Raw genomic sequence first — 26837 nt, forward strand, 5'->3', positions numbered from 1 at the left:
TCGCAGGCCGTCAGCTGCGCCGGACGGCGGCAGCGCCACCGGGGGATTCAATGAACACATCAAGCCGTACTCTCACTTCCACAGCGACGCAGGCATGGTGGCCGGCATGCCGACACCTGGCGGCCCAACTGCTGGCCGGCTGCGCACTTGGCATGGCCATGCCTATGCCCGGCCTGGCCAGCGGCGCCGACATGGTGCTGGCCACGCGCGTCACGGCAGGCGCCAAGCCCTGGCTCACGCCTGCGCACCACCAATGGCTGCAGGCGCGCGGGCCGCTGACGCTGGGCATTTCCACGCCGGACCATCCGCCGCTGGGCATGATCGATGGCGATCGCTTCCAGGGCATCACGGCCGACCACCTGGGCCTGCTTTTTCCCACGCCCGTGCGCTTCAAGTCCTATGGATCGCGTGCGGCCGTGCTCGATGCGCTGCGCCGCGGCGAGATCGACCTGGCCTGCGGCGGCACCGAGCTGGAAGCCGAGCGCGCCGACCTGGCCCTGAGCGTGCCCTACCTGCCCAGCCAGCCCGTGCTGGTCTCCCCGTCGAATGCTCCCTTCGACGCCCGGCGCCGGGGTGCGCGGCTGGCCATGACGCCCGACCAGCTGCTGCGCTCCCAGGTGGCTGCCGCCTACCCCCTCAGCGAGCTGCTGACCTATGAAACACCCCGCCGCGCGCTGGAGGCGCTGAGCCTGGGCGAGATCGACGGCTTCGTCGGTGACACGGTCACGGTGCACTACCTGATCCAGGCCAACTACCTGCTCAACCTGCGCGTGCAGGGCTTTGCGCCCATAGAAAGCCGTGGCTTCGGCATGCTGGTGAGGCATGGCGATGCACAGCTGAAGGCCTACCTGGACCAGGCCCTGCCCAGCATCACCGTGCAGCACGGCGACGACATCCTGCGCAGCTGGAGTGGAAGCCGCCGCCCGCTGCTGGGCGGCGACCGCGTGGCGCTGACGCCCTCGGAAAAGCAGTGGCTGGATGCCCATCCGCGCATTCCCGTGGTCCTCAACGGCTCGCTGGGTCCGCTGGGACAGCTCGATGCCGACCGCCAGGCCCAGGGCATCGGCCCCGACTACCTGGACCTGATCAGCCGCCGCGCCGGCCTGCAGTTCGAGTACATCGCCGCGCGCAACTATTCCGAACTCGAAACCATTCTGGGCTCCGGCAAGGCCCTGCTCACCCCGGCGTACACCTCGCCGCCCACGGCCTCGCCCGATATCAGGCTGCTGCCGCCCTATCTGCGCAGCACGGTCGTGGTGATGGCCCGGCCCGAGGCCAACGCAGGCACCCCGCGCGACAAGCCCATACACCACCTCCAGGGACTGGAGGGCAAGCGCGTGGCCATGGTGGCGGGCTTCTTTCTCGAAAGCACGGTGCGCAGGGAGCATCCGAGCATACGGCTGCAGCTGTATGCCGACCTGACCCAGGCCCTGGCCAGCGTGGCGGCCAATGACAGCGATGCCTTCGTGGGCAACGACTACGCGGCGCGCTATGCCAACGCCCAGCAATTGGGCAGCCGGCTGCAGCTCACCGGCATCCTGGACGACTACACCCGCCCCATCAGCCTGGCCGTGCACGCCGCCGAACCTGAACTGCTGGGCATCCTGGAAAAGGCCCAGCTGTCCATCGCACCCGAAGAGGTGGCCGAAATCGTCCACCACTGGGCGCCGCACCATAACGGCAACGGCGCGAGCTTCTGGCGCGAGCACCGCCAGCGCCTGCTGCTGCTGGACGGGGCGCTGGCCCTGGTCACGGTCATCTCCCTGGTCTGGGGCTTTTACCTGAGCCGCCAGATGCGCAGGACACGCCGGGCCGAGCGGCGCGCCGAGGCCGCCAACCAGGCCAAGAGCCTGTTTCTGTCCACCACCAGCCACGAGATACGCACGCCGCTGAGCGCCATCATCGGCTTGCTGGAACTGGCGCAGGACCGGGAAAAGCTCGGCCTGCCCCACCGCGATATGCTGGCCTCCGCCCACAAGGCCGCCCAGGGCATGCTGCTGTTGCTGGGCAATGTGCTGGATCTGCACCGCATCGAGTCGGGCCATATCGACTCCACGCTCCAGCCGGTGGCACTGCGCCCGCTGATCGAAGACATGGCCCCGCTGCTGCAAGGACTGGCCCACGGCAAGCGGCTGTCGCTGCGCACCGAAGTGGGCAGCGGCGTGGACCACAGCGTGACGGCCGACCCGCTTCACCTCAAGCAGGTGCTGTTCAACCTGCTCAGCAATGCCATCAAGTTCACCGAGCGCGGCAGCGTCACCCTGCGCGCGCATGGCGCCAGCCGGCATGACCGCCTGCTGCTGCAGATGGAGGTCGAGGACACGGGCATCGGCATTGCGCCGCAGGACCAGGCCCGGCTGTTCCAGCCTTTCTCGCAGGTGGAAGGCGCCCACCAGGACAGGGCCTTTGGCAGCGGCCTGGGCCTGAGCATCACGCGGCGCCTGCTGGAGCACATGGGGGGAACCATCACGGTGGACAGCGCACCGGGCCGAGGCTCGCGCTTCACGGTCAGGCTGAGCCTGCCACTGGTGGAGCCGGACCACCGCATGCAGGCCGACGTCACGCCCGCGTCAGAGGGAATATTGCCCCTGGTCCTGCCCGCCTCGGTGGCGCTGCAAGGAAAGCCTCAGGCCAGTGCCGAGCCCCTGCCCGCATCACAGCCCGGGTCCGGGTCCGACCTCAGAATCCTGGCCGTGGAAGACTATCTGTTCAACCGCGAGCTGCTCAAGAGCCAGCTGGCCGCGCTGGGCCACGGCATCTGCCTGGCCGGCGATGGACAGGAAGCCTGGGCACGCTGCCTGGTCGAGTCCTTCGATCTCATCATCACCGATGGACGCATGCCGCTCATGGACGGCTTCGAGTTCATCCGGCGCCTGCGCCAGCGCGAGGCCGAAAACCAGCTGCGCCGCTGCCGCGTGATCGCGCTGACCGCCAGCCCCGAAGCCTCCGAAGCGCTGCGCTACCTGCAGGCCGGCGCCGACGAGGTGCTGTCCAAGCCGGCTGCGATGGAAGACCTCAGGCGCGTCATCGAACAGGTGCGGAACGAGCTGCAGGGCGGCACGCCCGGCACCTGGCATCTGCCGCCCGCCGCGCCCTCCACGCTCAGCCCGGCCTGACCGTGCTGCTGGCCGTCACGCGGCTTTGCTCGAAGCGCTGGGCCAGCTCGCGGCGCAGGTCCTTGCGGATCAGCGCAGCCTGCCAGCGGCGCCTTTCCTCGTCGTTGGACGGCACCAGCGTCGGCACGGCGGCCGGCTGCTTGTTCTCGTCCACGGCCACCATGGTGAAAAAGCAGCTGTTCACATGGCGCACCACCTGGGTGCGGATGTCCTCGGCCACCACCTTGATGCCGATCTCCATCGACGACTTGCCCGTGTGGTTGACGCTGGCCAGGAACGTCACCAGCTCGCCCACGTGGATGGGCTGCAGGAACATCACCTGGTCCACGCTCAGCGTGACCACATAGCGGCCCGCGTAGCGGCTGGCGCAGGCATAGGCCACCTGGTCGAGCTGCTTGAGAACGGCGCCGCCATGGACGTTGCCCGAAAAGTTCGCCATGTCGGGCGACATGAGCACGGTCATGCTCAGCTGGTGCGATGGGAAATTCATCACGGGATTCTAGGAAAAAGCGCCATTGCGCGAGAATGGGCGCCCTTTTGCCCCCCGAGTGACGTTTTTGTGACCTCTTCCCTCTCTTTCGACGCCATCGTCATCGGCGCCGGCGCGGCCGGTCTGTTCTGCGCGGCCCAGGCCGGACAGCGTGGCCTGTCGGTGCTGCTCCTGGACCACGCGGAGAAGGTGGCAGAGAAGATCCGCATCTCGGGCGGTGGCCGCTGCAACTTCACCAACCGCGACCTGGACGTGCGCGCGCCCCACAAGCACTTCGTGGGCGGCAATCCGCAGTTCTGCCGCTCAGCCCTGTCGCGCTACACGCCGGCCGACTTCATTGCGCTCATGGACAGGCACGGCATCGCCCACCATGAAAAGCACAAGGGCCAGCTGTTTGCCGACCGCTCGGCCGAAGACATCATCGCCATGCTGCTGGCCGAATGCCAGGCCGGCGGCGTGCAGCACTGGCAGCCCTGCAAGGTCGATTCCGTGGCGCACTCGGACGGCCAATACCGCCTGCAGACCAGCCGGGGCGCCGTGCAGGCGCCCAGCCTGGTCATCGCCACGGGGGGCCTGTCCATCCCCAAGATCGGCGCCACCGACTTCGGCTACCGCCTGGCCCAGCAATTCGGCCTGCCCCTGGTCGAACGCACGCCGGGCCTGGTGCCGCTGACCTTCGATGGCGACGCCTGGGCCCCCTACGCCCAGCTCGCGGGCCTGGCCCTGCCCGTGGAGATCAGCACCAGGATCAGTGACCCCCACGCTCCGCCGCTCCGCGGGTCGCTGCCCCCCGAGGGGGCCGCTTCTGCCTTGGGGCGGCCCGGCGGCAAAAGGAAAGAACGCATGGCCTTCATGGAAGACCTGCTGTTCACGCACCGGGGCCTTTCGGGCCCGGCCGTGCTGCAGATATCGAGCTACTGGAAGCCCGGCACGCCCCTGAGCATCAACCTCGCGCCCGAGGTGGACCTGCAGGGCGAGCTGCTCAGGGCCAAGTCGCGCTCGCGCAAGCTCATCGCCAATGAACTGGCGCAGTGGCTGCCCTCGCGACTGGCCGATGCCTGGGTGCAGCAGGATGCTGCCTGGCAGCGCCCCATCGCCGAAGCCTCCGACAAGGCCCTGAACCAGCTGGCCGAGCGCCTGTCACGCTGGGAGATCGTGCCCACGGGCACGGAAGGCTACAAGAAGGCGGAAGTGACGCTGGGCGGCGTGGACACGCGGGCGCTCTCGCAGCAGACCATGGAATGCAAGACCCAGCCGGGCCTGTACTGCATTGGCGAAGTGGTGGATATCACCGGCTGGCTCGGCGGATACAACTTCCAATGGGCCTGGGCCAGTGGGTACGCCTGTGCGCAGGCCTTGCCTTCTGCCTGATTTGTCAGACCGCTTTCGTCTCGCGTATAATCGCCCGCTTTGCTGGCAATCGCCCCGTCGGCCAATACTAGTTAACTTTGGACGGGGACCAACCGCTGAACATGGCTCTCAGGCCCGATCTTCCCGGGAACCCGCTGTCAGCACAGATATCTGGAAATCTAGCTAATGACCACCATCCGCGTAAAAGAAAACGAGCCCTATGAAGTTGCCCTGCGCCGCTTCAAGCGCACCATCGAAAAGCTCGGCCTGCTGACCGACCTGCGCGCTCGCGAGTTCTACGAGAAGCCCACTGCCGAACGCAAGCGCAAGAAGGCTGCCGCCGTCAAGCGTCACTACAAGCGCGTTCGCAGCATGCAGCTGCCCAAGAAGCTGTACTGATCAGCCCTTGACCAGCCGGCTCTCGTCAGCCGCAAAACCCGCGCTCGGGACGCCAGGCGCGGGTTTTTTGTTTTTTTGTTCCGTGTTTTCCGACGCCATCACCTCAGGAGAAAAGCCATGAGCCTCAAGGCCCAGATCACCGAAGACATGAAGACCGCCATGCGCGCCAAGGACAGCGAGCGCCTGGGCACCATCCGCCTGCTGCAGGCAGCGATGAAGCAAAAGGAAGTCGATGAGCGCATCGAGCTGGACGACGCCGCCGTCATCGCCATCGTGGACAAGCTGATCAAGCAGCGCAAGGACAGCATCGCCGCCTTCGAGGGCGCGGGCCGCCAGGACCTGGCCGACAAGGAAAAGGCCGAGATGGCCGTGCTGACCGCCTACCTGCCCGAGCGCATGTCGGCCGAGGAAGTGGCCACCGCCGTCAAGGCCATCGTGGCCGAACTGGGCGCATCCGGCCCCGGCGACATGGGCAAGGTCATGGGCGCGGTCAAGGCGCAACTGGCAGGCAAGGCCGACATGGGCCAGGTCTCCGCCGCAGTGAAGGCCGCCCTGGCAGGCTGATCCCCGGCCAGTCCGCTGCAGCAGCCGCCCCGCTCAGGGAGCGGCTGCCATCCACTCCTTCTTGAAGTGTTCCTGCAGGAACTCCACGCACACCCGCACCTTGGCCGACAGCTGCAGCCGCGTCGGATACACAGCCCAGACATTGGCCTCCTGCCGCCATTCGGGCAACACCTGCACCAGGCGCCCGGCCTGCAGATGGGCGCCCACATCCCATAGCGAGCGCAGCGCAATGCCGCGACCGTCCACGGCCCACTGCACCACCATCTCGCCGTTGTTGGCCGACAGCGGCCCCGTGACCTTCACCGCCTGCTCGGCCGCGCCCGCGCGCAGCCGCCACACGCCAAAGGCCTGGTCGCGCTCCTTGATGGCCAGGCAGTCATGGGCCGACAGCTCGGCCGGCGTGCGCGGCGTGCCACGGCGCGCCAGGTAGGCAGGCGCGGCGCACAGCACGCGGTGGTTGTCGGCCAGGCGCCGCGCAATCAGGTGGGGCGCGATCTCGTCGCCCACGCGCACATCCAGATCGAAGCCCTCGCCCGCCACATCCACCAGCCGGTCGAACACGTCCAGCCGCACCTGCAGCCCCGGATGGCGCTCCACCAGCCTGGAAAGCGCGGGCGCGATCACATGCCGCCCGAAACCGAAGCTGCTGCTCACGCGCAGCAGGCCGCGCGGCTCGCTGCGCGTGATGGCCACCTCCTGCATCAGCTGGTCCATGTCGTCGAGGATGCGCTGCGCCCAGTGGAAGACGCGCTCGCCCTCCTCGGTCACGGCCACGCGGCGCGTGGTGCGGTGCAGCAGCTTCACGCCCAGTTCTTCTTCCAGCAGGCGGATGCGCTTGCTCACATAGGCGGGCGAGGCCCCCAATTCCTCGGCCGCAGCGGCAAAGCCGGATTTGCGGGCCACCACGGTGAAGACGCGCAGGTCTTCGGGAGACGGCTGTTTATTCACGATCTGTAAATAATGGAACCACAGTTGGCCGATTGTATTTAGCCCTGGCGCAGCCAACAATGCCATGCATGCGGCCTGGCTGTCAGCGGCGCCGCTTCATATCCATCCATTCGATCCAAGGACAGACACTATGCAAGACACATTCAAGATCGCCGTCATCGCCGGTGACGGCATTGGCAAGGAAGTCATGCCCGAAGGCCTGCGCGCCCTGGAAGCTGCCGCCAGCCGCTTTGCGATCAAGCTCGAATTCCACCATTTCGACTGGGCCCACTGCGACTACTACCTGGCCCACGGAAAAATGATGCCCGACGACTGGAAGGCGCAGCTGTCCGGCATGGATGCCATCTTCTTCGGCGCCGTGGGCTGGCCCGCCACCGTGCCCGACCATGTCTCGCTGTGGGGCTCGCTGCTCAAGTTCCGCCGCGAGTTCGACCAGTACATCAACCTGCGCCCCGTTCGCCTGTTCGAAGGCGTGCCCTGCCCGCTGGCCGGCCGCAAGCCCGGCGACATCGACTACTACGTGGTGCGCGAGAACACCGAGGGCGAGTACACCTCGCTGGGCGGCATCATGTACGAGGGCACGGACCGCGAGATCGTGATCCAGGAATCGGTCTACTCGCGCAAGGGCGCCGAGCGCCTGCTCAAGTACGCCTTCGACCTGGCCCAAAGCCGCGAGCGCAAGCACGTCACCCTGGCCACCAAGAGCAACGGCATCGCCATCAGCATGCCCTGGTGGGACCAGCGCGCCGAGGACGTGGCCAAGGCCTACCCGGAAGTCACGCTGGACAAGCAGCACATCGACATCCTGACCGCGCGCTTCGTGCTGCAGCCGGGCCGCTTCGACGTGGTCGCCGCCACCAACCTGTTCGGCGACATCCTCAGCGACCTGGGCCCGGCCACCACGGGCACCATCGGCCTGGCCCCCTCGGCCAACCTCAACCCCGACCGCAGCTTCCCCAGCCTGTTCGAGCCCGTGCACGGCTCGGCGCCCGACATCTACGGCAAGAACATCGCCAACCCCATCGCCATGGTCTGGTCGGCGGCGCTGATGCTGGACTTCCTGACCCACGGCCAGGGCGCAGGCCGCGCGGCGCACGACGCCATCGTCTCGGCCATCGAGGAAGTCATCAGGAGCGGCCCGCGCACGCCCGACCTGGGCGGCACGGCCAGCACCACCGAGGTGGGCCAGGCCATCGCCCGGCGCATCGCTGCCGCCTGAGGCGCCGCGCCGGGGTTCATGCCGCCCGGCCTACCGGCCCATGCGGCCCCTGGGCAGCCTGCCGGCCCCCATCCCGGCCGCCAGCAGGCTCAGCATGACCAGCGCCACGGTGTGCAGGGCCGGCACAGGCGTGGGCACCGACGCCGCCACCACGGCCTGTGTGAAGCCCTGGCTCATCGGGGCGTGGACTGCATCCCCGCTGTAGTCGACCACAAGGCCGTGGGATCCGGCCGCCACGGGCAGCCGGACCGTGATGCTGGCGGCGCCGCCAACCAGGGGCGCCGACCCCAGCTGCGCCCCGTTGTACGAGACCGTGATGCTGCCCGAGGGGAGCGCCGCCGCCATCGCCCGCAGCGCCCCCCGTCGGTCCTGCGCCCCGGTCACGGCCGACACGCTGATGGTCACATCGTCGCCGGGCCGGGAAGGGTTGGGGGTCGAGGTGATCGCCAGGGTGGTTGTGGCCTGGGCGATCTGCACGCTTTGCTGCTGCCTTGCCGCCGCCTCGTAGTTCGCATCGCCGGCCTGGTCTGCCAGGATGCGGCAGGGTCCCGGCGCAATGAAGGAGACAGAACCGCCCGCGATGGTGCAATGGGCAGCCGTCGCCGCATCCACGGAGAACACCACCGCCTTGCCGGAAGCCCCGCCCGTTGCTGCCACGGCATAGGTATCGCCCACCTTGGCGGCCGCTGGCGCCACGGAAGTGAAGGCAATGGCCTGCGGGCCCTTGCCGATGCTCAGGGACAGGACTTGCCGGGCCGCAGGCAGATGGTTGGCATCCCCCTGCTGATCGGCGGCCAGCAGGCAGTTGTCCGTACCCGCCAGCCTGCCGGACACCTCGGCACCGCTGACGGAGCACGCCGCCGTCGTCAGGGAGCTGAACTGCACGGCCTGGGACGAGCCACCGCCGGCGGCGCTCAGAGCCACCCGTGCATCCACGACCAGGGGCGCCGGCATGCTCCAGACGATGTTCTGCGCAGCAGGCTGCACCGTCACCGGGTAAGCCACCTCGGGGGCGGGAGCATAGGTCGCGTCGCCGCCCTGCCGGGCCGTCATCGTGCAAGTGCCTGCGGAATGGAAGCTGAACACCCCTGCGGCATCGACGGTGCAAACCTCTGGCGCAGATGCGGAAAACGTCACGGCCAGGCCGGAGGTAGCCGTTGCAACGGGCGTGAATGTCGTGCCGAAGGTTTGCGCCGACGGCTGCGCAAAGGCGATGCTCTGCTCCCGCCTGAGCGTGGTGAAGGGCACGCTGGCCACATCCGGCTGCACGCGGCCTGCGCCATCCCTGGCGATGAAGTGCAGCCTGTAGGCCGTATTCACCGCCAGCCCCCCGATATCGATATCGTGGACCACGCCTGCCGTCATGACGGCCGGGGAGCCGCCGGCCTGCAGCGCGGCGGCGTCCGGCGCCGCTGCGGCCGCAGCAAGCACCTGCCAATAGCCCGTGCCGTCCCGGTCCAGCGCCACGCGGGCCTTGGCCGTCACGCCGCCCGCCTGCGGGTCGACGACGGGAGCCAGACTGAAGACCGGGCGGCCCAGCACATAGCTGGCAAACCCATGGTTTTGTGTTGCATTCCACCCATCGGACATGGATGACAGACCCGCCCAGACCGCATTGGCGGGGATGGACGATGCGTCCATGGCAAGCAGGGTCTGGATGCCATCGAGCGAATAGTGAAAGATCGTGTTGCCGATGGGGCGGGTGTTGGAGGAGCTCTCCACCTGGAAGGAGCTGATCGTGGCCCAGGCTGCCGCCGCAGGAATGTCCAGGGGGTTGGTCGTCTGCAGGATCTGGCCCTGGTAGCTGTATGTGTAGCGCTCGTTCCAGCTGTTGCGAGCCCAGCCGCCATCCCAGTAGTTGGAAGGGGTGGCCCAGTCCGCTGTGGCCGGTGGCGTGCCGCCTTGCTGCACCACCCCACCCACGCTGAACGTGTATTCGGTCACCATGGTCGTATACAAAGCGTTGTACTGTGTCTGGTAGCCCGTCATGACCAGCCCCTGCGCCGGCGCGGCCACGGCCGCGACGCAATGCAGGCCGGCTCCGAATACCACCACCCACGGCATCATGGCCCTGGAAAATTCCGCCTGAAGGCGACTGCCTCGTTCTCTCACATGCACTCCCGTTTCAACTTGCTGTTCTTCTGGTCCGTGCCGGGGGTACCGGCAATGCAGGAGCCTAGCGGCCGCACCTGCCCGCGCCTTGACTGCGCGTTGCGCTTTTCTTGACAGTGCGTCCCGCCCCCTGCGCAACGCGGGCTGCCGCGCCGCCGTCCGGACATTCGCCACCACACTCCTGCTGCCCCCGGGCCTGCAAAGCGGCGACATGCCGGCCAACCGGGCCGTCGTCTGGGCGCGGAGATGGCGGCATTGCCCCCGCCGCAGGCCCCTGGCCGGCGAACAGGGCAAGATGACCGGCTGCGGCATTCGGGCCGCTCAGACACAGCACGGAATCTCCATGAAGCACTACGACTACATCGTCATCGGCGGCGGCAGCGGCGGCATTGCATCGGCCAACCGCGCCGCCATGCACGGGCGCCACTGCGCGCTGATCGAAGCCGGCGAGATCGGCGGCACCTGCGTCAACGTGGGCTGCGTGCCCAAGAAGGTCATGTGGCATGCGGCCCAGATCGGCGAGGCCATGCACCGCTACGGCCCCGACTACGGCTGGGATGCCACCGTCGAGGGCCTGGACTGGCAGCGCCTGCTGGACAGCCGCAGCGCCTACATCGACCGCATCCATGCCTCGTATGAAAGCGGCCTGGCGCGCAACAAGGTCGAGCTGATCCAGGGCTTTGGCCGCTTCGTGGATGCGCGCACCGTGGAGGTGGGCGGCCAGCGGCTCAGTGCCGACCACATCCTCATCGCCACGGGCACGCGCCCGGCACGGCCCGACATACCTGGCGCCGAGCTGGGCATCGACTCCGACGGCTTCTTCGCCCTCAAGGCCCTGCCTGCGCGCACGGCCGTGGTGGGCGCCGGCTATATCGCCGTGGAGATTGCCGGCGTGCTGCACGCGCTGGGCTCGCAGACCCATCTGTTCCTGCGCCAGAACTCGGCACTGCGCGGATTCGATCCGCTGCTGAGCCAGACCCTGATGGAGATCATGGAGGCCGAAGGCCCCGCCGTGCACCGCCAGGCCACCCCGAAGGCCGTGGTCCGCAATGCCGACGGCAGCCTGGATCTGCAACTGCAGGACGGCAGCAGCCACACCGTGGACTGCGTGGTCTGGGCCGTGGGCCGCAGGCCCGACACCTCGGGCCTGAACCTGGAGGCCGCAGGCGTGGCGCTGCAGGACAGCGGCCACATCGCGGTGGACAAGTTCCAGGACACCAATGTGCCCGGCATCCACGCCGTGGGCGACATCACGGGCCGCATCGAACTCACGCCCGTGGCCGTGGCCGCAGGCCGGCGCCTGTCCGAGCGCCTGTTCAACGGCAAGACCGGCGAGCACCTGGACTACGACAACGTACCCACCGTGGTCTTCAGCCACCCGCCCATCGGCACCGTGGGCCTGACCGAGCCGCAGGCGCGCGAGCGATTTGGCGACGATCAGGTCAAGATCTACCAATCGGCCTTCACCGCCATGTACACGGCGGTCACGCGCCACCGCCAGCCCGCGCGCATGAAGCTGGTCTGCGTGGGCCCAGAGGAACGCATCGTGGGCATACACGGCATCGGCCTGGGGATGGACGAGATGCTGCAGGGCTTTGCCGTGGCGCTCAAGATGGGCGCCACCAAGCGGGACTTCGACGACACCGTGGCCATCCACCCCACGGCGGCAGAAGAGTTCGTGACCATGCGCTGAACGGCGCGCACCACCTGCCTTCGGCGGTTGACCACCGCCCTGGGCAGGGCACGCGCCGGGCGAGCGCGTGAGCTCCTTGAGCCAGCCCGGCAAATAGGGGGGCCACCAGGCCGCCCAGGTGGGCGAAGGCATCGGGAATGGCCGTGAGCCGGCCGATCTGCGCCGTGCTCCTGACGCCAGCCTCGCGGACGCTGGTGGGCAGCCGCAAGCTGCGCGCGATCCGCAGCCGGCTCCGCTCCTCCTCCTTCTCCTTTTCCTTCCCCCGACATGGACCTCCTGCCCCTGCATGCCGCCGCTGCCTGCATGGCTATGGGCTGACATTTCAGCTGCTTGCGGTGCATTGCCACCGTCCAGGGTCCTGCGTCGCCACGCTGGCCCCGGTGGAAACATCCGTCCACCGTGGGAATTTCAAGCGCCTACGCTCAAACACCCTATTCAATAGTCAAAAACAAATAAAGTATTTTCCCGATAGTCAAGTCAAATCGAAAAATTCACAATCCTTGTACGCGGGGAAAAAGAGGCATTGCTCCATGGAAAGCCTTGGTGTTTCTTTGTAGGCAATCCGACTTAATTCGAGTGCATACACCTTGATTTTCCACATCAACCCAGCAGCCATGGGTCGAGAGCCGCGATCGGAGCCCAGGAGACATCCCATGCCCAGACTGCATTCGAAGACAGGGCATGGCGAGCCCGCGCCAGGCGGCATGCAGGCCAGCTTCTGGCCCCTGCGGCAAACGCACGCGCCGGGCAGCAGGCTGAAAGCAGTGTTCGCGCTGGAGGCCTTCCACCGTGCGGGCAGCGGCGCCGGGAGCCGCTTGGCCGATGACGCCTTCTTGGCCCGCAGCGCCTATGGGGCTGAGCAGCGGCCGGGGCGCAACACCAGACTCAACAAGGAGACAGATCCATGACAACCGATGTACTCGATGCCCGGTCCCCGTTGACCGGGTCGCGCAACGCGGGCCACCCTCTGCCGGCGGACCGCATGATCGTGGGCGCGCCCACGGGCGGCTGAGGAGCAGGTCATGCACGAAGCCCCCCGCCCCACCCTCCCGCCCATCGGCTGCAACGGCCGTGGCGTGCAGCGCTCCTCGCGCCACCAGCCCATCGGCCTGCAGGAGCTGCCCATACGCGAGCAGTTCCGCCTCGTCAGCGAGACCGGCGTGTTCGACTGCTTCGACCGCCTGCCGCTGCGCCACCAGCTGGCCGACTACGAGTCGGCCATCGCCGAATTCAAGCTGCCCGTGCACACCGCCAGCTGGTTCTACCGCCTGGGCGAGGACGAGGTCCTGCTGGCCGGCAACCTTCGCATCTGCCGCGAGATCGGCGTGCGCTGCCACAACATCATGACCTTCAAGCACCACCGCGACGGCCATGTGCTGTCCGATGTGGAAATCGCCGAACACTATCTGCGGGTCTATGACGACGCCATGGGCCTGGGCGTGGAGCCCAGCTTCGCGCTGCATGTGAACACGTGGACCGAAGACTTCCTGCGCGTGCGCAGCGTGGCCGGGCGCGTGCAGGCACGCGGCGTGCCCTTTCACTTCACGCTGGACTACAGCCATGTGAACTTCAAGATCGGCAACCCGGCCGAGCTGGACCGGTCGGGCGTGCGCGGGCTGCTCGAGCGCGGCGAACTGGTGCTGGACCCGTTCGAGCCCGGCTCGCTGTGCGAACAATGGCTGGACATGGGCATCGTGCGCTGGGCCCAGCTGCGCGCGGCCGGCCCCAACCAGCCCCTGAACCTGTGGCACCGCGACGAGGACGGCAGCCCGGGCCGGGGCATCCAGTACCCCATGCTGCGGCCCGGACCCGGCGAATGGCATTCGCCCTGGCATGCCTACCTGCTGGAGCCCTCCAAAGAGGCCATCCGCAAGGTGCTGGCCTGCCACCATGCGCAGCCGCACAGCCCGCTGCGCTACCTCACCACCGAATTCATCAATCTCCCCGACTACGGCCTGGGCGCAGGCTATGACCTGCTGGAGCAGAACGTGGCGGCCGCGCGCTTCATGCGGCAAGCCTGGGACGAGATCTGCGCCCGCCCCGTACTCCGGGCCTCCTGCGAAGGTGCAGCATGAACCCCGCACAACACCCCCAAGGCCATGCCGTCATCATCGGCGCCGGACACGCCGGTGGCACCCTGGCCGCCCTGCTGCGCCAGTACGGCCACCCGGGCCCGATCACTGTGGTCGGCGGCGAGGACCTGCCGCCCTACCTGCGCCCGCCGCTGTCCAGGGCCTGGCTGCAGCAGGCCATGGGCCCGGACGAGCTGTTGCCGCGGCCCGCCGGCGCCTCCGCGGACCAGGCCATCGCCCTGCGCCCGGGCATGCGCGCCATGGCCATAGAGCCGGGCTCGCGGCAGGTGGCGCTGAACGACGGATCGGTGCTGCACTACGAACACCTGGTCATTGCCACAGGCTCCGCGCCGCGCTGGCTGGTCCTGCCCGGGGATGAGCGGCCTGGCATCACCTACCTGCGCACCATGGAAGACGCGCAGGCGCTGCGGGGCCATCTGCAGACCGCACGCTGCCTGGCCATCATCGGCGGCGGCTATGCGGGCCTCGAAATCGCTTCCACGGCCCGCAAGCTGGGCGTGCAGGTCCGGATCATCGAGCGCGAAGGCAGGCTGCTGACGCGCAGCGCCTCGCCGCAGATGGCTGCGCATCTGCTGCAGCTGCATGCAGGCCAGGGCGTGGAGGTGCATTTCAATGCAGCGGTCGCCGCCATCCAGGGAGACAGCCCCACCCGCATCACGGCCCTGTGGATGGCCGATGGCTCCCGACTGGAGTGCGATGCCGTGCTCATCGGCGTGGGCGCGGCGCCCTGCATGGAACTGGCGCAATCCCTCGGCCTGGACTGCGCCGACGGCATTGCCGTGGATGGCGAAGGCCGCACCGCCATGAACGGCATCTACGCCATAGGCGATGCCACGCGCCGCCCGCTGGCTGGCTACCCCGGGCTGCACCGGCTCGAAAGCGTGCCCAGCGCGCTCGAACAGGCCCGGCGCGCAGCCTGCGCCATCACGGGCAGCGAACTGCCCGCCCATGAAACGCCCTGGTTCTGGTCCGATCAGTACGACACCAGGCTGCAGATCGCCGGCCTGCCCGGCCAGGGCGACCAGACCGTGCTGCGCGGCAACCCGGCCAGCGGCAGGTTCGCCGTCCTGCACCTGCGCGGTGGCCAGCTGTGCGCCGCCGAATGCGTGAATTCGCCGGGCGAATTCATGGCTGCGCGCAAGGCCATCGCCGCCACGCACTGCGCCGACCCCGGTTTCCCAACGCTCCCCTCCAAAGCCCCACTCACGTCATGATCTCCATTGCCTTCATGGAGCACGGCGGCAGCGAGCATGCGGTGCAGGCCACGGAGGGACAGAGCCTCATGCCGAATGCGGCGGCGCCGGTGGCGCAGCGACAATGCAGCCGCAGCCGCAGCCGCAGGATCAGCGCGTTGCCAGGCTGAGCCCCACCGCCCGCAAACACTCCACCAGCAACCGCGTCGTCGCCGTCATCGGCTGGCCGCGCAGGGTGATCAGGCCCACGGGGGGCAGGTCGATGGGCACGGGCAGGTCCAGCACGGCGACCAGCCCCTGCTGCGCGAAATGCTGCGCCACGCCGCGCGCCATGAAAGCCACGGCGCCGCGCTGGTGCAGGAAGCTGATCTGCGACAGGAATGAGGCGGACTCGACCAGATCAGCCGGCGGATGCAGGCCGTGGGCGAAGAACTGCTGCTCCAGCTTCACGCGCAGCGATGCCCAGGGCGGCGGCATGACGCAGGGCATGTCGGCCAGCGCCTGCCAGCTGGCAGGCTGCGCCAGCAGCGCATGGCCGGGGCGCACGACGGCGACCATGGGCTCGTCGTACAGGGCTTCGGTCTCCAGGTCGGGCGAGGCATAGCCGGGTTCGAGCCGGCCCACGAACAGGTCCAGCTCGCCCATGCGCAGCTTGGGCAGCAGCCGCGTGAGATCGCCCTCCTCGACCAGCACCGTGGTCTGGGCCGATCGCGCCTTCAACTGCTCGACGGCCCGGGCCAGCAGCACGGGCGTGGCCACGACCATGGCGCCCACGCTGGTGCGCCCGCGCGTGCCGCTGGCCTCGGCCGCCATTTCATCGCGCGTGCGTTCGAAGCCCGCCAGCACCGAGCGCGCAAAGCGCACCATGCTGACCCCGGCCGCCGTGGGCTCGGTGCCGCGCGTGGAGCGCTCGAACAGCGTCATGTCCAGCATGCGCTCTATCTCGGCCAGGGTCTTGGAGACGGCGGGCTGGGTGACGGCCAGGAACTCGGCGGCGCGGCCCAGGTGGCGGAACTGGTCCAGCGCCACCAGCAGCTGCAGATGGCGCAGCTTGAGGTTGGAGCGCAGCACGCGGTCTATCTTGCTCACGGGATCTTCATAGCTTTGAGGTTATGAAGCCAGTCTATCTTTTCATTGGATTGTCATGATCAGGCACTGAACAATCGCGCCAGTCAGCCCAAGGCCCGGATCACAGGGCTGCAAAAAGCCAATACAGGAGACAAGCGATGAACACCCCACGCACACGCCATGCAAGCCGGCGCGAATTCGTGCTCGCCACCCTCGGCGCCAGCGCACTGGCCGCCACCGGACCTCTTTTCGCCCAGAGCTGGCCCGAACGCCCCATCACCTTCATCTGCCCCTGGCCTGCGGGCGGCACGGCCGACCAGTCCATGCGCGCGCTGTGCACCGTGGCCGGCAAGCTGCTGGGCCAGCCGATCGCGGTGGAAAACCGCGCGGGCGCCTCGGGAATGATCGGCGCCAAGGCGCTGGCCTCGGCCAGGGCGGACGGCTACACCATCGGCCAGATTCCCATCTCGGTCACGCGCTTTTCGCAACTGGGCAGCCTGCAGGCCGATCCGCGCAAGGACTACACCTACATCGCGCGCACCTCGGGCCAGACCTTCGGCATTGCCGTGCCCGCCCATTCGCCGTTCAAGACACTCAAGGACTTCGTGGCCGCCGCCAAGGCGAGGCCCGGCCAGGTGACCTATGCCCATGCAGGCGTGGGCGGTGCCACGCATGTGGGCATGGAGGAGTTTGCGGGCGTGGCCGGCATACAGCTCAACCATGTGCCCTACAAGGGCGGCGCCGAGGCACTGCAGGGCGTGCTGGGCGGCCATGTGGATGCGCTGGCCGACTCCAGCTCCTGGGCTCCCCATGTGGAGGCCGGCAAGCTGCGCCTGCTGGCCACCTGGGGCGAGCAGCGCACGGCGCGCTTCAAGGACGTGCCCACGCTGCGCGAATGCGGCTACGACGTGGTGGTCGATGCGCCCAACGGCATCGGCGCGCCGCGTGGCCTGGACCCGGCCGTGGCGGCCAGGCTGCGCGAGGCCTTCCGCGCCGCCGTGGCCAGCCCCGAGTTCAAGTCCGTGGCCGAGAAGCTGGACGCGCCGCTGCTGTACCTGGATGGCCCGGACTACGAGAAATACGTCAACACGGTCTATCAAAAAGAGACCGTTTTGATCGACAAGCTCAAGCTGCGCGAATTGATGAAGGGCTGACCGCCCGCGAACCCACACCGATGAAAGCCACGCATGTCCCGCATGTCCCGCACCGATAGCCCCCTGCTGCACCTGCATCCCAACGACAACGTGCTGGTCGCCAGGACCGCTCTGTCGCTGGGCCAGGAGATTCCCGAACTGGGCGTGCGCGCCCGCGCCCAGGTGCCTGCGGGCCACAAGATCGCCGCGCGCCGCATCGCAGAGGGCGAGCAGGTGAAGAAGTACGACACCGTGATCGGCGTGGCCACGCGTGAGCTGGAGGCCGGCGACTATGTGCACAGCCACAACCTGCGCATCGTGGACTACTACCGCGACCCGGCCTTCGGCGCCGATGTGCGGCCCGTGGACTATGTGCCGGAGGCGCAGCGCGCCAGCTTCCAGGGCTTTGTGCGCGCCGGCGGCGGCGTGGGCACGCGCAACTTCATCGGCATCCTGTCGTCGGTGAACTGCTCGGCCACGGTGATCAAGCGCATTGCCGCGCACTTCACGGCCGAGCGCATGGCGGCATTTCCCAACGTGGACGGCGTGGTGGCCTTCGCCCAGACCAGCGGCTGCGGCATGTCCTCGCCCAGCGAGCATTTCGATGTGCTGCGCCGCACGCTGGCCGGCTATGCGCGCCACCCGAACCTGGCCGGCGTGCTCATCGTGGGCCTGGGCTGCGAGCGTAACCAGGTCGATGCCCTCGTGGAGTCGCAGGGCCTGTGCGAAGGCCGGCTCATGCGCACCCTGGTGATGCAGGAGGTCGGCGGCACGCGCGTGACCATAGAGGCAGGCATCCGCGCCATCGAAGAGATGCTGCCCGAAGCGGATGCCGCGCGGCGCAGCACGGTCAGCGCCAGCCACCTGAAGATCGGTCTGGAGTGCGGCGGCTCGGACGGGTTCTCGGGCATCACGGCCAACCCGGCCCTGGGCGCGGCCATGGACATCCTGGTGCGCCACGGCGGCACGGCCATCCTGTCGGAAACGCCCGAGATCCATGGCGTGGAATTCATGCTCACGCGCCGCGCCATCACGCCTGCCGTGGGGCAGAAGCTGCTGGACCGCCTGGCCTGGTGGGAGCGCTACGCGGCCGGCCAGAACGCGCAGTTCAACGGCGTGGTCGGCCACGGCAACCAGGCCGGCGGCCTGGCCAACATCTTCGAGAAATCGCTGGGCTCGGCCATGAAGGGCGGCACCACGCCGCTGCGCGCCGTCTACGAATATGCCGAGCCCATCACCGAGCCTGGCTTTGTGTTCATGGACTCGCCGGGCTACGACCCCGTGGCCTCCACGGGCCAGATTGCCAGCGGCGCGCACCTGATCTGCTTCACCACGGGGCGCGGCTCCATGTTCGGCAGCAAGCCCGCGCCCACCATCAAGCTGGCCAGCAACACGCCCATGTACCGCCGTCTGGAAGAGGACATGGACATCAACTGCGGCCTGATCGTGGACGGCGAATGCGGCGTGCCCGAGATGGGGCAGCGCATCTTCGCGCAGATCCTGCGCCACGCCAGCGGCGAGCCCACCAAAAGCGAGGCCCTGGGCCTAGGCGACCATGAGTTCGTGCCCTGGCACCTGGGCATCGTGAGCTGAGCCGCCCCTTACAACACCTGCATCCACCGATTCCATGCCACTGACCCTGACCCGCCCCGAGCTGCTGCGCAGCGCCAACTTCATCGCCGGCCAATGGACGACCGCGACTACCACTGCGACTGCCACGCCCGCCGCTCCCGCCCCGCGCCTGGCCGTGACCGACCCCGCCACGGGCGCACCGATCACCGAGGTGCCCGACTCCGGCGCTGCCGAGGCCCGCGCCGCGCTGGACGCCGCGCATGCCGCCTTCCCCGCCTGGCGCAAGACGCCCGCCAAACAGCGCGCCGCCATCATCAAGCGCTGGAACGACCTGGTGCTGGCCCACCAGGACGACCTGGGCCGCCTCATCAGCCGCGAGCAGGGCAAGCCCCTGGCCGAGGGCAAGGGCGAGGTCGCCTACGCGGCCAGCTACATCGAATGGTTTGCCGAAGAGGCCACGCGCATGAACGGCGAGATCATTCCCGCGCCCGTGCCGGGCCGGCGCATGTTTGCGCTGCGCGAGCCCGTGGGCGTAGTGGCCGCCATCACGCCCTGGAACTTTCCGGCCGCCATGATCGCCCGCAAGATCGCGCCCGCGCTGGCCGCCGGCTGCACCGTGGTCTGCAAGCCCGCGGAAGACACGCCGCTGACCTCGCTGGCCCTGGTGCTGCTGGCCCAGGAGGCGGGCGTGCCGGCCGGCGTGCTCAACATCGTCACGGCCTCGCGCGAGAAGACGCCCGAGGTGGTGGATGTCTGGCTGGACGACGCGCGCGTGCGCAAGATCACCTTCACGGGCTCCACGCCCGTGGGCAAGCATCTGGCGCGGCGCAGCGCCGACACGCTCAAGAAGCTCTCGCTGGAACTGGGCGGCAATGCGCCCTTCATCGTCTTCGAGGATGCCGACATCGATGCCGCCGTCGACGGCTTCATGGCCGCCAAGTTCCGCAATGGCGGCCAGACCTGCGTGTGCCCCAACCGCGTCTTCGTGCACCGCAGCGTGCACGACACGTTCGCACAGAAGCTGGCCGCGCGCGTGGCCGCGCTGCACGTGGGCCCGGCCAGCGACCCGGCCTCGCAGATCGGCCCCATGATCAACGCGCGCGCCGTGGAAAAGATCGAGCGCCATGTGCAGGACGCCGTGGCGCGCGGCGCCAGGGTGCTCACGGGCGGCAGGCGCCTGGATGCCCTGGGCGCCAACTACTACGCGCCCACCGTGCTCACGGGCGCCGATGCCTCCATGGCCTGCGCCTGCGAGGAAACCTTCGGCCCCGTGGCGCCGCTCACCGTCTTCGACAGCGAGGACGAGGTCATCGCCGCCGCCAACGACACGCCCTTCGGCCTGGCCGCCTACTTCTACAGCAACGACGCACGCCGCATCTGGCGCATGGCCGATGCGTTGGAGACCGGCATCGTCGGCATCAACGAAGGCGCGCTGGCCGCCGAGGCAGCGCCCTTCGGCGGCGTCAAGGAGTCGGGCTACGGCCGCGAGGGCTCCACCCACGGCCTGGACGACTACCTGCACACCAAGTACGTCTGCCAGGGCCTGCTGGACTGAATCTTTCCCTCAACGAAATCACCGGACACCATGCCAGCCCATAACCCCTTCAAGACCGCCCTGGCCGCAGGCCAGCCCCGCATCGGCCTATGGCTGTCCATGGCCGACCCCTACCTGGCCGAGGCCGCCGCCACCTGCGGCTACGACTGGCTGCTGATCGACGGCGAGCACGCGCCCAACGACGTGCGCAGCACCCTGGCCGCACTACAGGCCGTGGCCCCGCACCCGGCCCAGGCCGTGGTGCGCGTGGTCGAAGGCAGCACGGCCCTGATCAAGCAGATGCTGGACATAGGCGCCACCACCTTGCTCGTGCCCATGGTGGACACGGCCGAACAGGCGCGCGCCGTGGTGTCCGCCACGCGCTACCCGCCGCTGGGCGTGCGCGGCGTGGGCAGCGCCGTGGGCCGCGCATCGCAGTGGAGCGCACGCGCCGACTACCTGCAGGTGGCCGACGACGAGGTCTGCCTGCTGGTGCAGGCCGAGACCGTGGCCGCGCTGCACAACCTTGAAGCCATCTGCGCGGTGGACGGCGTGCACGGCATCTTCATCGGCCCCGCCGACCTGGCCGCCTCCATGGGCCACCGCGGCAACCCGGGCCACCCCGAAGTGCAGGCCGCCATCGAGGGCGCCATGAAGACCATCATCGCCAGCGGCAAGGCGGCCGGCACCCTGACCTCGGACCCCGCCCTGGCCCGCCGCTACCTGGACCTGGGCTGCAGCTTCGTGGCCGTGGGCGTGGATGTGCTGCTGTTTGCGAACGCGGCGCGCAGGCTGCGGGGGCAGTTCGGGGATTCGCTGGTGGCCGCGCCTGGGCAGCGCCTCGGGGCTGCGTATTGAGAACATGGGGCGGCACAGGCGCGGGTCACTCGCCTGTCATGATTTTCATGAATCCATCGTGATCCACGGGGCCTGAGCCATCCGAGTCAATCTCCGCAATCAGCTCGTCAAGCTCCTCCTCCGTGAGTTGGTCCCCTAAAACTTTCCTCAAGTCTGTAATAGGAGTGAAGGCAACGCCATTTTTGTCATAAAGACGGTACGCTTCCCGAAGATCTTTGGCGTCACCAGGAACGGGCAGCACCATCATTGCACAAGCAAAAGGCAGAAATACCGTATATCTGACCTGTGAAACAATGCTTATTTCCCGCATCAAGGCAGCCCAGCCACCCATTGCTTTATTAAATTGATTCATGAAACACTCCATTCATTGAAAATATGAAAAGAGGCATATTCATTCAAGGCGCACACAGGTTCTGCACAAACGCATGCGTATCCTGCCCCGAGCCCGTCTCGCTGCCGCCCGTCAGATAGCAGCCATCCTGGCTGAGCGCAATGGCGCCGCTGTTCTTGCCACCCGGCAGCGTACCCAGGTCCACCGATCCTCCGGCCAGGGTCCACTTGAACGCATGGCGCGTACCGTCGCTCATCTCGCTGCTGCCCACCACATTGCCGTTGTCGCCTATGTCAGACACCGAGGCATGCATGCCACCGGTTGGCGCGGGGATGTCGGTGCGCACATTGGTCGTGGTGTCCCAGTGGAAGGGAACGGGATCGCCGTTGGTGTTGCTGTACTTGCCGATGACCCGGCCATTGGCGTTCAGCGTCTTGGCACTGCTGCGCTGCGCGCCCGTGGACAACACCAGCGGCGCCGAAGCCGGATTGCTCCACAGCACGGCATGACCGCCCTGTGCACCAAAATCACAATGGCCCAGAATGCGCGAGTTCACCACCTGGGAAGCGCGGCAGTGCAGCGCATCGGCAGGCAGCGGCAGCGCGGCGGAGGCGTAGGTTCCCAGCAGCCCCGGGGACCACAGCACGGGCTGGGGCCGGCCGCTGGAGCCGGGACAGTTGCCGACGATATTGGGCATCGTCGGATTCACGGAATGGTCGTCCACATCGGCGGGCACGCAGTTCGTGGCAACCAGGCCCAGCAGGCCCGCCGGCAGCGTGCGTGCCGTGGTTTCGTTGTTGCGCCACATCACCGGCAAGGCCGTGTTGTCGGCATTGAGGCTGACACCCGCGACCGCGCCACTCTGGCTGAGCGCGGTCACCTTGGTGCGCACGCCGCCCACAAGGGCCTGCAGGGCCTGGACGGTGGTGGGCGCCGTGGCATTCCAGACCACGCCAGTGGGCAGCGAATTGCTGTTCATGCACCACCCGACCAGACGGCCCACGTTGGTGATGGCGCCTGCCACGCAATTGCGACCATCGACCAGATGTGCCAGATCCACCGCGCTGCCGGGCGCCAGGGCAACAAAGCCCGAGGCAGATCCATTGGCCTCTGCACAGGCGCCCACCACATATCCGGAATTATTGACATCCAGGCCTGCGCACTGCGGACCCGAGGCAGTCCCTATATCCTGCATGGGTCCTGCCTGAGCCATACTGGAGGCAAGCATCAAGCCGCCAGTCAAAACCAGAGGGAAATAAAATGCCGGAACAGTCATACGCATTCTCCTGCCAAAGAACCACAGTTTGACAACACGAATCGAACTTGTTTCTGACTGATGGATTGAAATCAGATGCTGAATATTGATATTCAATCACGCAGCGATCTTTGCGCACAAATATGTGATTGTTATTGATAAATCACAATTAATAGAAGGTCCGCACCATTTGCATGCTCAGCAATGGGGCGGGGCCCGCAAGGGGCCCCGCCGTGTGATTCACTCAAAGGAAAACAGGAAAAAGCGAAGCGAAAGACCTGCCCGCTCAGCCCAGCAGCAGCCAAGTCCCCAATCCTGCGGCAGCAGCCACAATCGCCACACGCCGCGCGAACTGCGGCGCATAGGTCAGCAGCAGGCCCAGGGCCAGGGCCGCAAAGGTCAGCAGGCCCAGCCAGGCGGCCACGGCCACCGAGGCATTCCAGCGCAGCAGGCAGGGCGCCAGCGATAGGGCCAGCAGCGCGTAGCCGGCCAGCCGCCAGGCCTTCAGGCGCGCGGGTGCCAGGCCTTCGGTGCCCAGCTGGTCCTGGTGCCGGCCCATGGAAGCGGCGATGACGGCAAAGCCTGCAAAGGCCAGAAAAAAGGCGGCAAGAATCATCATGACGCGCGCTCCAGCGTGGGGGCATGGCTGGCGGTGCGGGCTTGCGTGCGGGGGGCTGCAGCCGCTGCCGGCTTGCCGCGCAGCAGCCACCAAGCCACCACGCCGTGGATGGCGGCCAGGCCCAGCATCAGCAGCTCGAAGCTGGCGATGCTCCACTGCCCGTTGCCCAGGGTCTGCACCAGCGATGCGCCGCCCGTCAGCAGGTTGAGCAGGGGCAGCAGCGCGTACAGCACGGCGGCCAGCGCCATCTGCTGCAGCCAGGCATTGCGGTGCGAGACCCGCAGCGGATGCAGCAGGCACAGCAGCCAGATGATGAAGAAGCCGTTGATTTCCCAGTCGGCACGCCCCTGCATGGGCACGGGCAGCAGGCGGTTGAGCCAGAAGAAGCCGGCCACGGCCACCGACAGGCCCGCAATGGAGCCCACGTTGAGCACCTCCACCAGACGGTGGCCGAAGGGCGTGCGGCCCAGCTTGCGGCGCTCGGGCATGCGCTTGACCACCCACAGCACCATGCCCGACGCGGCCATGAAGGTGCCGACCACGCCGCTGAGCAGCAGCAGCCAGCGCGTGGCCGGCTCTGCAAAGCGGCCCAGGTGCACGCCGGTGATCACGTTGCTGGTGGCGCGCACCCATGAGATGGCGGGCGCCTCGGGGCTGGCCTGCAACTGGCCGGTCACGCCGTCGAAGCGCAGCGTCTCGGACTGGCCCCGGTTGATGAGGCTCATGCCGCCGCCTTCGCGCAACTCGACCACCGCGCGCGAGGTGCCGGGCGCGTTGACGGTGATGCTGCCCACGCCGTGCTCGGGCCAGCGGCGCGCGCCCTCGGCCAGCATGGGCGCGATGTCGGCCAGCGCGGCCACCTGGCGCTCCTGTTTGCCACCGCGCGCGCCCGGGCCCTGGTTGACCGCCTGCCCGCGCGCGCCCCGCACATCGGCGAAGTAGGCATTGGTGTCGCCGTTGTAGGCCGCCTGTATGCCCCAGGGCATGAGCATGAACATCAGCAGCACCAGGCCGCTGAAGGTGATGACGATGTGAAACGGCAATGCCAGCACGGCCGTGGCGTTGTGCGCGTCCAGCCAGGAGCGCTGGCCCTTGCGCGGGCGGAAGGTGAAGAAGTCCGTGAAGATCTTCTTGTGCGTGATCACGCCCGTGATGATGGCCACGAACATCAGCATGGTGGCGAAGCCCACGATCCAGCGGCCCCAGATGCGCGGCATGGCGTGCAGCTCGAAGTGGAAGCGGTAGAAGAAGTTGCCGGCGCGTGTCTCGCGCGGCTCCAGCTTCTCGCCCGTGGCGGCGTCGATCTCGGCGCGCTTGGTGCCTGCGCGGCCCGTGGCGGCGCCGGGCTCGCGCCAGGATGCGGCCACCGCCACCTGGCGCGGGCCGGGCAGGCCCAGCGTCCAGGTCGTGGCCTCCGGCGCGATGCGCTGCATGGCGTCCAGTGCGCGCTGCGCGGTGTCGGCGTCCTGCACCGAGCCGTGCAGCTCGGGCCGCATCCAGTCGTTGATCTCGTCGCGGAAGTAGCTCAGGGTGCCCGTGAAGAACACCGCGTAGAGCAGCCAGCCCAGCAGCAGGCCGCTCCAGGTGTGCAGCCAGGACATGGACTGGCGCAGTCCCTCGGGTTTGCCGTCTGCCCTCATGCGGCGGCTCCGTTCGACAGCATCCAGGCCAGAAGTCCCAGGCCCGCGCCCGGCAGGCCGATCACGGCCCAGGCGCGCCAGGCGCTGGCGCAGCCAAAGGCCCATATGGCCGCCACGGCGTAGATGATGAAGGCCAGCAGGGTCGAGCCCAGCGCCGCATCGGCCCGTTCCACGCCCAGCCAGACCATGGCGCGCGCGCCCGTGGCGGCGCAGGCGGCCGACAGCAGATAGCCGCCGCCGATCGCCGCCAAGGCGCGCGAGGCCACGGCCACGCGATAGCGCAGCAAGGATGGAGAGGACCCTCCCGGGGTCGAGGCTTGCATGGGGATGACCTTTCTTGCGGATCGTTGCCCGTCATGGACGCCGCGGCCGCAGCGCAGGCCCGGACGGACAAAGGCGCCACAACAGTTCAAGGTCTGTGCGGCGCCGGGCGTTGGCCGCGCGCCTGGAGCACGCCGCCCTTCAAAGAGCGGGAATGATAATGATTTTTATTACCCGAGTCATTCAAAGAAATGCAAAGCCGGCCTCCTGCCACCGGCCCCGACCATCTCCCTGGCGCCTTTTCCCCTATCGCGTCCGCCCCGCCAGCCAGCGCCCGCCGAACTGGTTGATCACCATGCCCGCCAGCACGGCCAGCGTGCCCATCCACTGCATGAAGGTGGGCCGCTCGCCCAGCAGCAGCATGGCCGAGACCAGGCCCACCACGGGCACCATCAGAGACAGCGGCGCCACCGTGCCGGCCGCATAGCGCTGCAGCAGGCGCGTCCACAGGCCGTAGCCCAGCAGCGTGGCCAGCAGCGCCAGGTACAGGATGGAGGCCACGGCGGTCAGGTCGATCCCCGCAAGTTGCTGCACGACCGTATCCGCGCCATCGGTCCAGACGGCCAGGGCCATCAGCGGCGCGATGGGAAAGATGCTGCTCCAGACGATGAAGGGGAAAGGCTCGTAGGGGCCGCTGCGCGCCGCATAGCGCGTGATCATGTTGGACACGGCCCACATGCAGGCTGCGCCCACGGTCAGCAAAAAGCCGGCCAGCGTCATGGCGTTGTCGCCTTCGCCATGGGCGCTGCCAATGGCAACCAGCCCGCCCAGCGACACCACCAGGCCCAGCCAATGCCACAGGCGCGCGGGCTCGCCCAGCAGGAAGGCGGCCAGCAGCAGCGTGACGAAGGCCTGCGTCTGCAGCACCACCGAGGCCATGCCGGCCGGCATGCCCAGCTTCAGGCCCAGGAACAGCATGCCGAACTGGCCCACGCCCTGCACCAGCCCATAGGCGGCCAGATAGCGCCAGCCCACCGACTTGGGCGGGCGCACGAACAGCAAAAAGGGCAGCGACGCCACCACGAAGCGCAGCGCGCTCAGCAGCATGGGCGACAGCGTCAGCAGACCGAACTTCATGGCCACGAAGTTGGTGCCCCAGATCAGGATGACCAGCAGCGCACGCGCCCAGTCGCCACGGCTCAGGTGCTGCGCGGTCATGCCCTGCCCTCGGTGCGGCGGGGCCTGCAATGGTCAGGGACAGCGGCCGGCAGCACCGGCAAGGAACAGGAGGAAGGCATGGCGGGCAATGGGCAAAAAGAAAGGGGCGGATCACATCCGCCCCCGGCGTTTGTACCACCGCAGCCCGTGCGCTGCCGGGCGGCCGTGGCT

The 26837-nt window shown here is 68.0% G+C and carries 23 protein-coding genes; 13 read left to right on the top strand and 10 right to left on the bottom strand.

The features are described from left to right. The first annotated feature begins 152 nt into the window (after positions 1 to 152). Entirely contained in the window at positions 153 to 3116 is a 2964-nt protein-coding gene (locus U6958_RS25285; RefSeq protein ID WP_074923139.1) for an ATP-binding protein, read from the top strand. Here the strand turns inward: U6958_RS25285 and U6958_RS25290 are convergent. Continuing rightward, entirely contained in the window at positions 3103 to 3606 is a 504-nt protein-coding gene (locus tag U6958_RS25290) for an acyl-CoA thioesterase (RefSeq protein ID WP_017406259.1), read from the bottom strand. The genes U6958_RS25285 and U6958_RS25290 overlap by 14 nt on opposite strands. Positions 3607 to 3675: 69 nt before the next feature. Between U6958_RS25290 and U6958_RS25295 the strand changes: the two genes are divergently transcribed. The 3 genes from U6958_RS25295 (at position 3676) to U6958_RS25305 (ending at position 5919) form a co-directional block, all read left to right on the top strand. Then, complete coding sequence (locus U6958_RS25295) at positions 3676 to 4977, top strand: NAD(P)/FAD-dependent oxidoreductase (RefSeq protein WP_074923140.1); 1302 nt, start codon at positions 3676 to 3678, stop codon at positions 4975 to 4977. 165 nt (positions 4978 to 5142) lie between these two features. Continuing rightward, positions 5143 to 5355, top strand: coding sequence for a 30S ribosomal protein S21 (gene rpsU / locus U6958_RS25300; protein ID WP_003052999.1), 213 nt, complete (start codon positions 5143 to 5145; stop codon positions 5353 to 5355). A 117-nt stretch (positions 5356 to 5472) separates the two neighbouring features. After that, complete coding sequence (locus tag U6958_RS25305; RefSeq protein ID WP_016449728.1) at positions 5473 to 5919, top strand: GatB/YqeY domain-containing protein; 447 nt, start codon at positions 5473 to 5475, stop codon at positions 5917 to 5919. A gap of 33 nt (positions 5920 to 5952) precedes the next feature. Here the strand turns inward: U6958_RS25305 and U6958_RS25310 are convergent, their stop codons facing one another. Further along, a complete protein-coding gene (locus U6958_RS25310; RefSeq protein ID WP_017406911.1) occupies positions 5953 to 6867 on the bottom strand; it encodes a LysR substrate-binding domain-containing protein in 915 nt (304 codons plus the stop codon). A 130-nt stretch (positions 6868 to 6997) separates the two neighbouring features. Here U6958_RS25310 and U6958_RS25315 point away from each other — a divergent pair, with 130 nt between their 5' ends. Beyond that, positions 6998 to 8086, top strand: coding sequence for a tartrate dehydrogenase (locus U6958_RS25315; RefSeq protein WP_017406912.1), 1089 nt, complete (start codon positions 6998 to 7000; stop codon positions 8084 to 8086). A gap of 30 nt (positions 8087 to 8116) precedes the next feature. Here the strand turns inward: U6958_RS25315 and U6958_RS25320 are convergent, their stop codons facing one another. After that, the gene (locus tag U6958_RS25320) at positions 8117 to 10153 is read right to left on the bottom strand and encodes an Ig-like domain-containing protein (RefSeq protein WP_244160520.1); all 2037 of its coding nucleotides are present in this window, start codon (positions 10151 to 10153) and stop codon (positions 8117 to 8119) included. A 388-nt stretch (positions 10154 to 10541) separates the two neighbouring features. On the opposite strand from U6958_RS25320, the gene gorA reads away from it, so the two are divergent. From gorA to U6958_RS25340, 4 genes are all read left to right on the top strand, one after another. After that, positions 10542 to 11891, top strand: a complete 1350-nt coding sequence (gene gorA, locus U6958_RS25325; RefSeq protein ID WP_016449732.1) for a glutathione-disulfide reductase — start codon at positions 10542 to 10544, stop codon at positions 11889 to 11891. A 653-nt stretch (positions 11892 to 12544) separates the two neighbouring features. Beyond that, positions 12545 to 12799, top strand: a complete 255-nt coding sequence (locus tag U6958_RS25330) for a hypothetical protein (RefSeq protein ID WP_074923141.1) — start codon at positions 12545 to 12547, stop codon at positions 12797 to 12799. Between the two features lie 114 nt (positions 12800 to 12913). Further along, positions 12914 to 13966, top strand: a complete 1053-nt coding sequence (locus U6958_RS25335) for a hypothetical protein (protein ID WP_016449735.1) — start codon at positions 12914 to 12916, stop codon at positions 13964 to 13966. After that, the gene (locus U6958_RS25340) at positions 13963 to 15198 is read left to right on the top strand and encodes an NAD(P)/FAD-dependent oxidoreductase (protein WP_047218716.1); all 1236 of its coding nucleotides are present in this window, start codon (positions 13963 to 13965) and stop codon (positions 15196 to 15198) included. Before U6958_RS25335 ends, U6958_RS25340 begins: the two co-directional genes overlap by 4 nt. Positions 15199 to 15327: 129 nt before the next feature. Here the strand turns inward: U6958_RS25340 and U6958_RS25345 are convergent, their stop codons facing one another. Beyond that, positions 15328 to 16266, bottom strand: coding sequence for a LysR substrate-binding domain-containing protein (locus U6958_RS25345; protein ID WP_074923142.1), 939 nt, complete (start codon positions 16264 to 16266; stop codon positions 15328 to 15330). 137 nt (positions 16267 to 16403) lie between these two features. Between U6958_RS25345 and U6958_RS25350 the strand changes: the two genes are divergently transcribed. The 4 genes from U6958_RS25350 to hpaI are packed head-to-tail and all read left to right on the top strand — an operon-like array spanning position 16404 to position 21342. Further along, positions 16404 to 17399, top strand: a complete 996-nt coding sequence (locus tag U6958_RS25350; RefSeq protein WP_017406918.1) for a tripartite tricarboxylate transporter substrate binding protein — start codon at positions 16404 to 16406, stop codon at positions 17397 to 17399. Positions 17400 to 17441: 42 nt separating this feature from the next. Beyond that, positions 17442 to 18971 carry a UxaA family hydrolase gene (locus U6958_RS25355; RefSeq protein WP_016453813.1) on the top strand — a complete coding sequence of 510 codons (1530 nt, stop codon included), beginning with the start codon at positions 17442 to 17444 and terminating at the stop codon, positions 18969 to 18971. Positions 18972 to 19005: 34 nt separating this feature from the next. Then, entirely contained in the window at positions 19006 to 20505 is a 1500-nt protein-coding gene (locus tag U6958_RS25360) for an NAD-dependent succinate-semialdehyde dehydrogenase (RefSeq protein WP_043791047.1), read from the top strand. Between the two features lie 30 nt (positions 20506 to 20535). Next, positions 20536 to 21342 (top strand): 4-hydroxy-2-oxoheptanedioate aldolase, encoded by an 807-nt coding sequence (hpaI, locus tag U6958_RS25365; protein ID WP_074923143.1) that lies wholly within the window; start codon positions 20536 to 20538, stop codon positions 21340 to 21342. Positions 21343 to 21367: 25 nt separating this feature from the next. Here the strand turns inward: hpaI and U6958_RS25370 are convergent, their stop codons facing one another. From U6958_RS25370 to U6958_RS25395, 6 genes are all read right to left on the bottom strand, one after another. Continuing rightward, positions 21368 to 21694, bottom strand: a complete 327-nt coding sequence (locus U6958_RS25370; RefSeq protein WP_143044623.1) for an EF-hand domain-containing protein — start codon at positions 21692 to 21694, stop codon at positions 21368 to 21370. Positions 21695 to 21737: 43 nt separating this feature from the next. After that, positions 21738 to 22868: an HAF repeat-containing protein gene (locus U6958_RS25375; protein ID WP_244160521.1), complete on the bottom strand. Its 1131-nt coding sequence runs from the start codon at positions 22866 to 22868 to the stop codon at positions 21738 to 21740. Between the two features lie 346 nt (positions 22869 to 23214). Next, positions 23215 to 23547 carry a DUF3325 family protein gene (locus tag U6958_RS25380; protein WP_074923146.1) on the bottom strand — a complete coding sequence of 111 codons (333 nt, stop codon included), beginning with the start codon at positions 23545 to 23547 and terminating at the stop codon, positions 23215 to 23217. Next, positions 23544 to 25187 carry a PepSY domain-containing protein gene (locus U6958_RS25385; protein WP_074923147.1) on the bottom strand — a complete coding sequence of 548 codons (1644 nt, stop codon included), beginning with the start codon at positions 25185 to 25187 and terminating at the stop codon, positions 23544 to 23546. Before U6958_RS25385 ends, U6958_RS25380 begins: the two co-directional genes overlap by 4 nt. Then, positions 25184 to 25510, bottom strand: coding sequence for a DUF3649 domain-containing protein (locus tag U6958_RS25390; RefSeq protein WP_074923148.1), 327 nt, complete (start codon positions 25508 to 25510; stop codon positions 25184 to 25186). Before U6958_RS25390 ends, U6958_RS25385 begins: the two co-directional genes overlap by 4 nt. A gap of 244 nt (positions 25511 to 25754) precedes the next feature. Continuing rightward, entirely contained in the window at positions 25755 to 26666 is a 912-nt protein-coding gene (locus tag U6958_RS25395) for an EamA family transporter (protein ID WP_074923149.1), read from the bottom strand. Positions 26667 to 26837: the final 171 nt, after the last annotated feature.

This window comes from Delftia lacustris (genome assembly GCF_040267515.1).
Classification (GTDB): Bacteria; Pseudomonadota; Gammaproteobacteria; order Burkholderiales; family Burkholderiaceae_C; genus Comamonas; species Comamonas tsuruhatensis.

Excerpts from the sequence above, each read along its gene's own strand:
- hpaI (WP_074923143.1), top strand. The coding sequence starts at position 20,536 with ATGCCAGCCCATAACCCCTTCAAGACCGCCCTGGCCGCAGGCCAGCCC.
- U6958_RS25290 (WP_017406259.1), bottom strand. The coding sequence starts at position 3,606 with ATGAATTTCCCATCGCACCAGCTGAGCATGACCGTGCTCATGTCGCCC.
- U6958_RS25340 (WP_047218716.1), top strand. The coding sequence starts at position 13,963 with ATGAACCCCGCACAACACCCCCAAGGCCATGCCGTCATCATCGGCGCC.
- U6958_RS25285 (WP_074923139.1), top strand. The coding sequence starts at position 153 with ATGGCCATGCCTATGCCCGGCCTGGCCAGCGGCGCCGACATGGTGCTG.
- U6958_RS25330 (WP_074923141.1), top strand. The coding sequence starts at position 12,545 with ATGCCCAGACTGCATTCGAAGACAGGGCATGGCGAGCCCGCGCCAGGC.
- gorA (WP_016449732.1), top strand. The coding sequence starts at position 10,542 with ATGAAGCACTACGACTACATCGTCATCGGCGGCGGCAGCGGCGGCATT.
- U6958_RS25375 (WP_244160521.1), bottom strand. The coding sequence starts at position 22,868 with ATGCAGGATATAGGGACTGCCTCGGGTCCGCAGTGCGCAGGCCTGGAT.
- rpsU (WP_003052999.1), top strand. The coding sequence starts at position 5,143 with ATGACCACCATCCGCGTAAAAGAAAACGAGCCCTATGAAGTTGCCCTG.
- U6958_RS25335 (WP_016449735.1), top strand. The coding sequence starts at position 12,914 with ATGCACGAAGCCCCCCGCCCCACCCTCCCGCCCATCGGCTGCAACGGC.
- U6958_RS25350 (WP_017406918.1), top strand. The coding sequence starts at position 16,404 with ATGAACACCCCACGCACACGCCATGCAAGCCGGCGCGAATTCGTGCTC.
- U6958_RS25320 (WP_244160520.1), bottom strand. The coding sequence starts at position 10,153 with ATGATGCCGTGGGTGGTGGTATTCGGAGCCGGCCTGCATTGCGTCGCG.
- U6958_RS25315 (WP_017406912.1), top strand. The coding sequence starts at position 6,998 with ATGCAAGACACATTCAAGATCGCCGTCATCGCCGGTGACGGCATTGGC.
- U6958_RS25355 (WP_016453813.1), top strand. The coding sequence starts at position 17,442 with ATGTCCCGCACCGATAGCCCCCTGCTGCACCTGCATCCCAACGACAAC.
- U6958_RS25385 (WP_074923147.1), bottom strand. The coding sequence starts at position 25,187 with ATGAGGGCAGACGGCAAACCCGAGGGACTGCGCCAGTCCATGTCCTGG.
- U6958_RS25305 (WP_016449728.1), top strand. The coding sequence starts at position 5,473 with ATGAGCCTCAAGGCCCAGATCACCGAAGACATGAAGACCGCCATGCGC.
- U6958_RS25395 (WP_074923149.1), bottom strand. The coding sequence starts at position 26,666 with ATGACCGCGCAGCACCTGAGCCGTGGCGACTGGGCGCGTGCGCTGCTG.
- U6958_RS25390 (WP_074923148.1), bottom strand. The coding sequence starts at position 25,510 with ATGCAAGCCTCGACCCCGGGAGGGTCCTCTCCATCCTTGCTGCGCTAT.
- U6958_RS25360 (WP_043791047.1), top strand. The coding sequence starts at position 19,006 with ATGCCACTGACCCTGACCCGCCCCGAGCTGCTGCGCAGCGCCAACTTC.
- U6958_RS25380 (WP_074923146.1), bottom strand. The coding sequence starts at position 23,547 with ATGATGATTCTTGCCGCCTTTTTTCTGGCCTTTGCAGGCTTTGCCGTC.
- U6958_RS25370 (WP_143044623.1), bottom strand. The coding sequence starts at position 21,694 with ATGAATCAATTTAATAAAGCAATGGGTGGCTGGGCTGCCTTGATGCGG.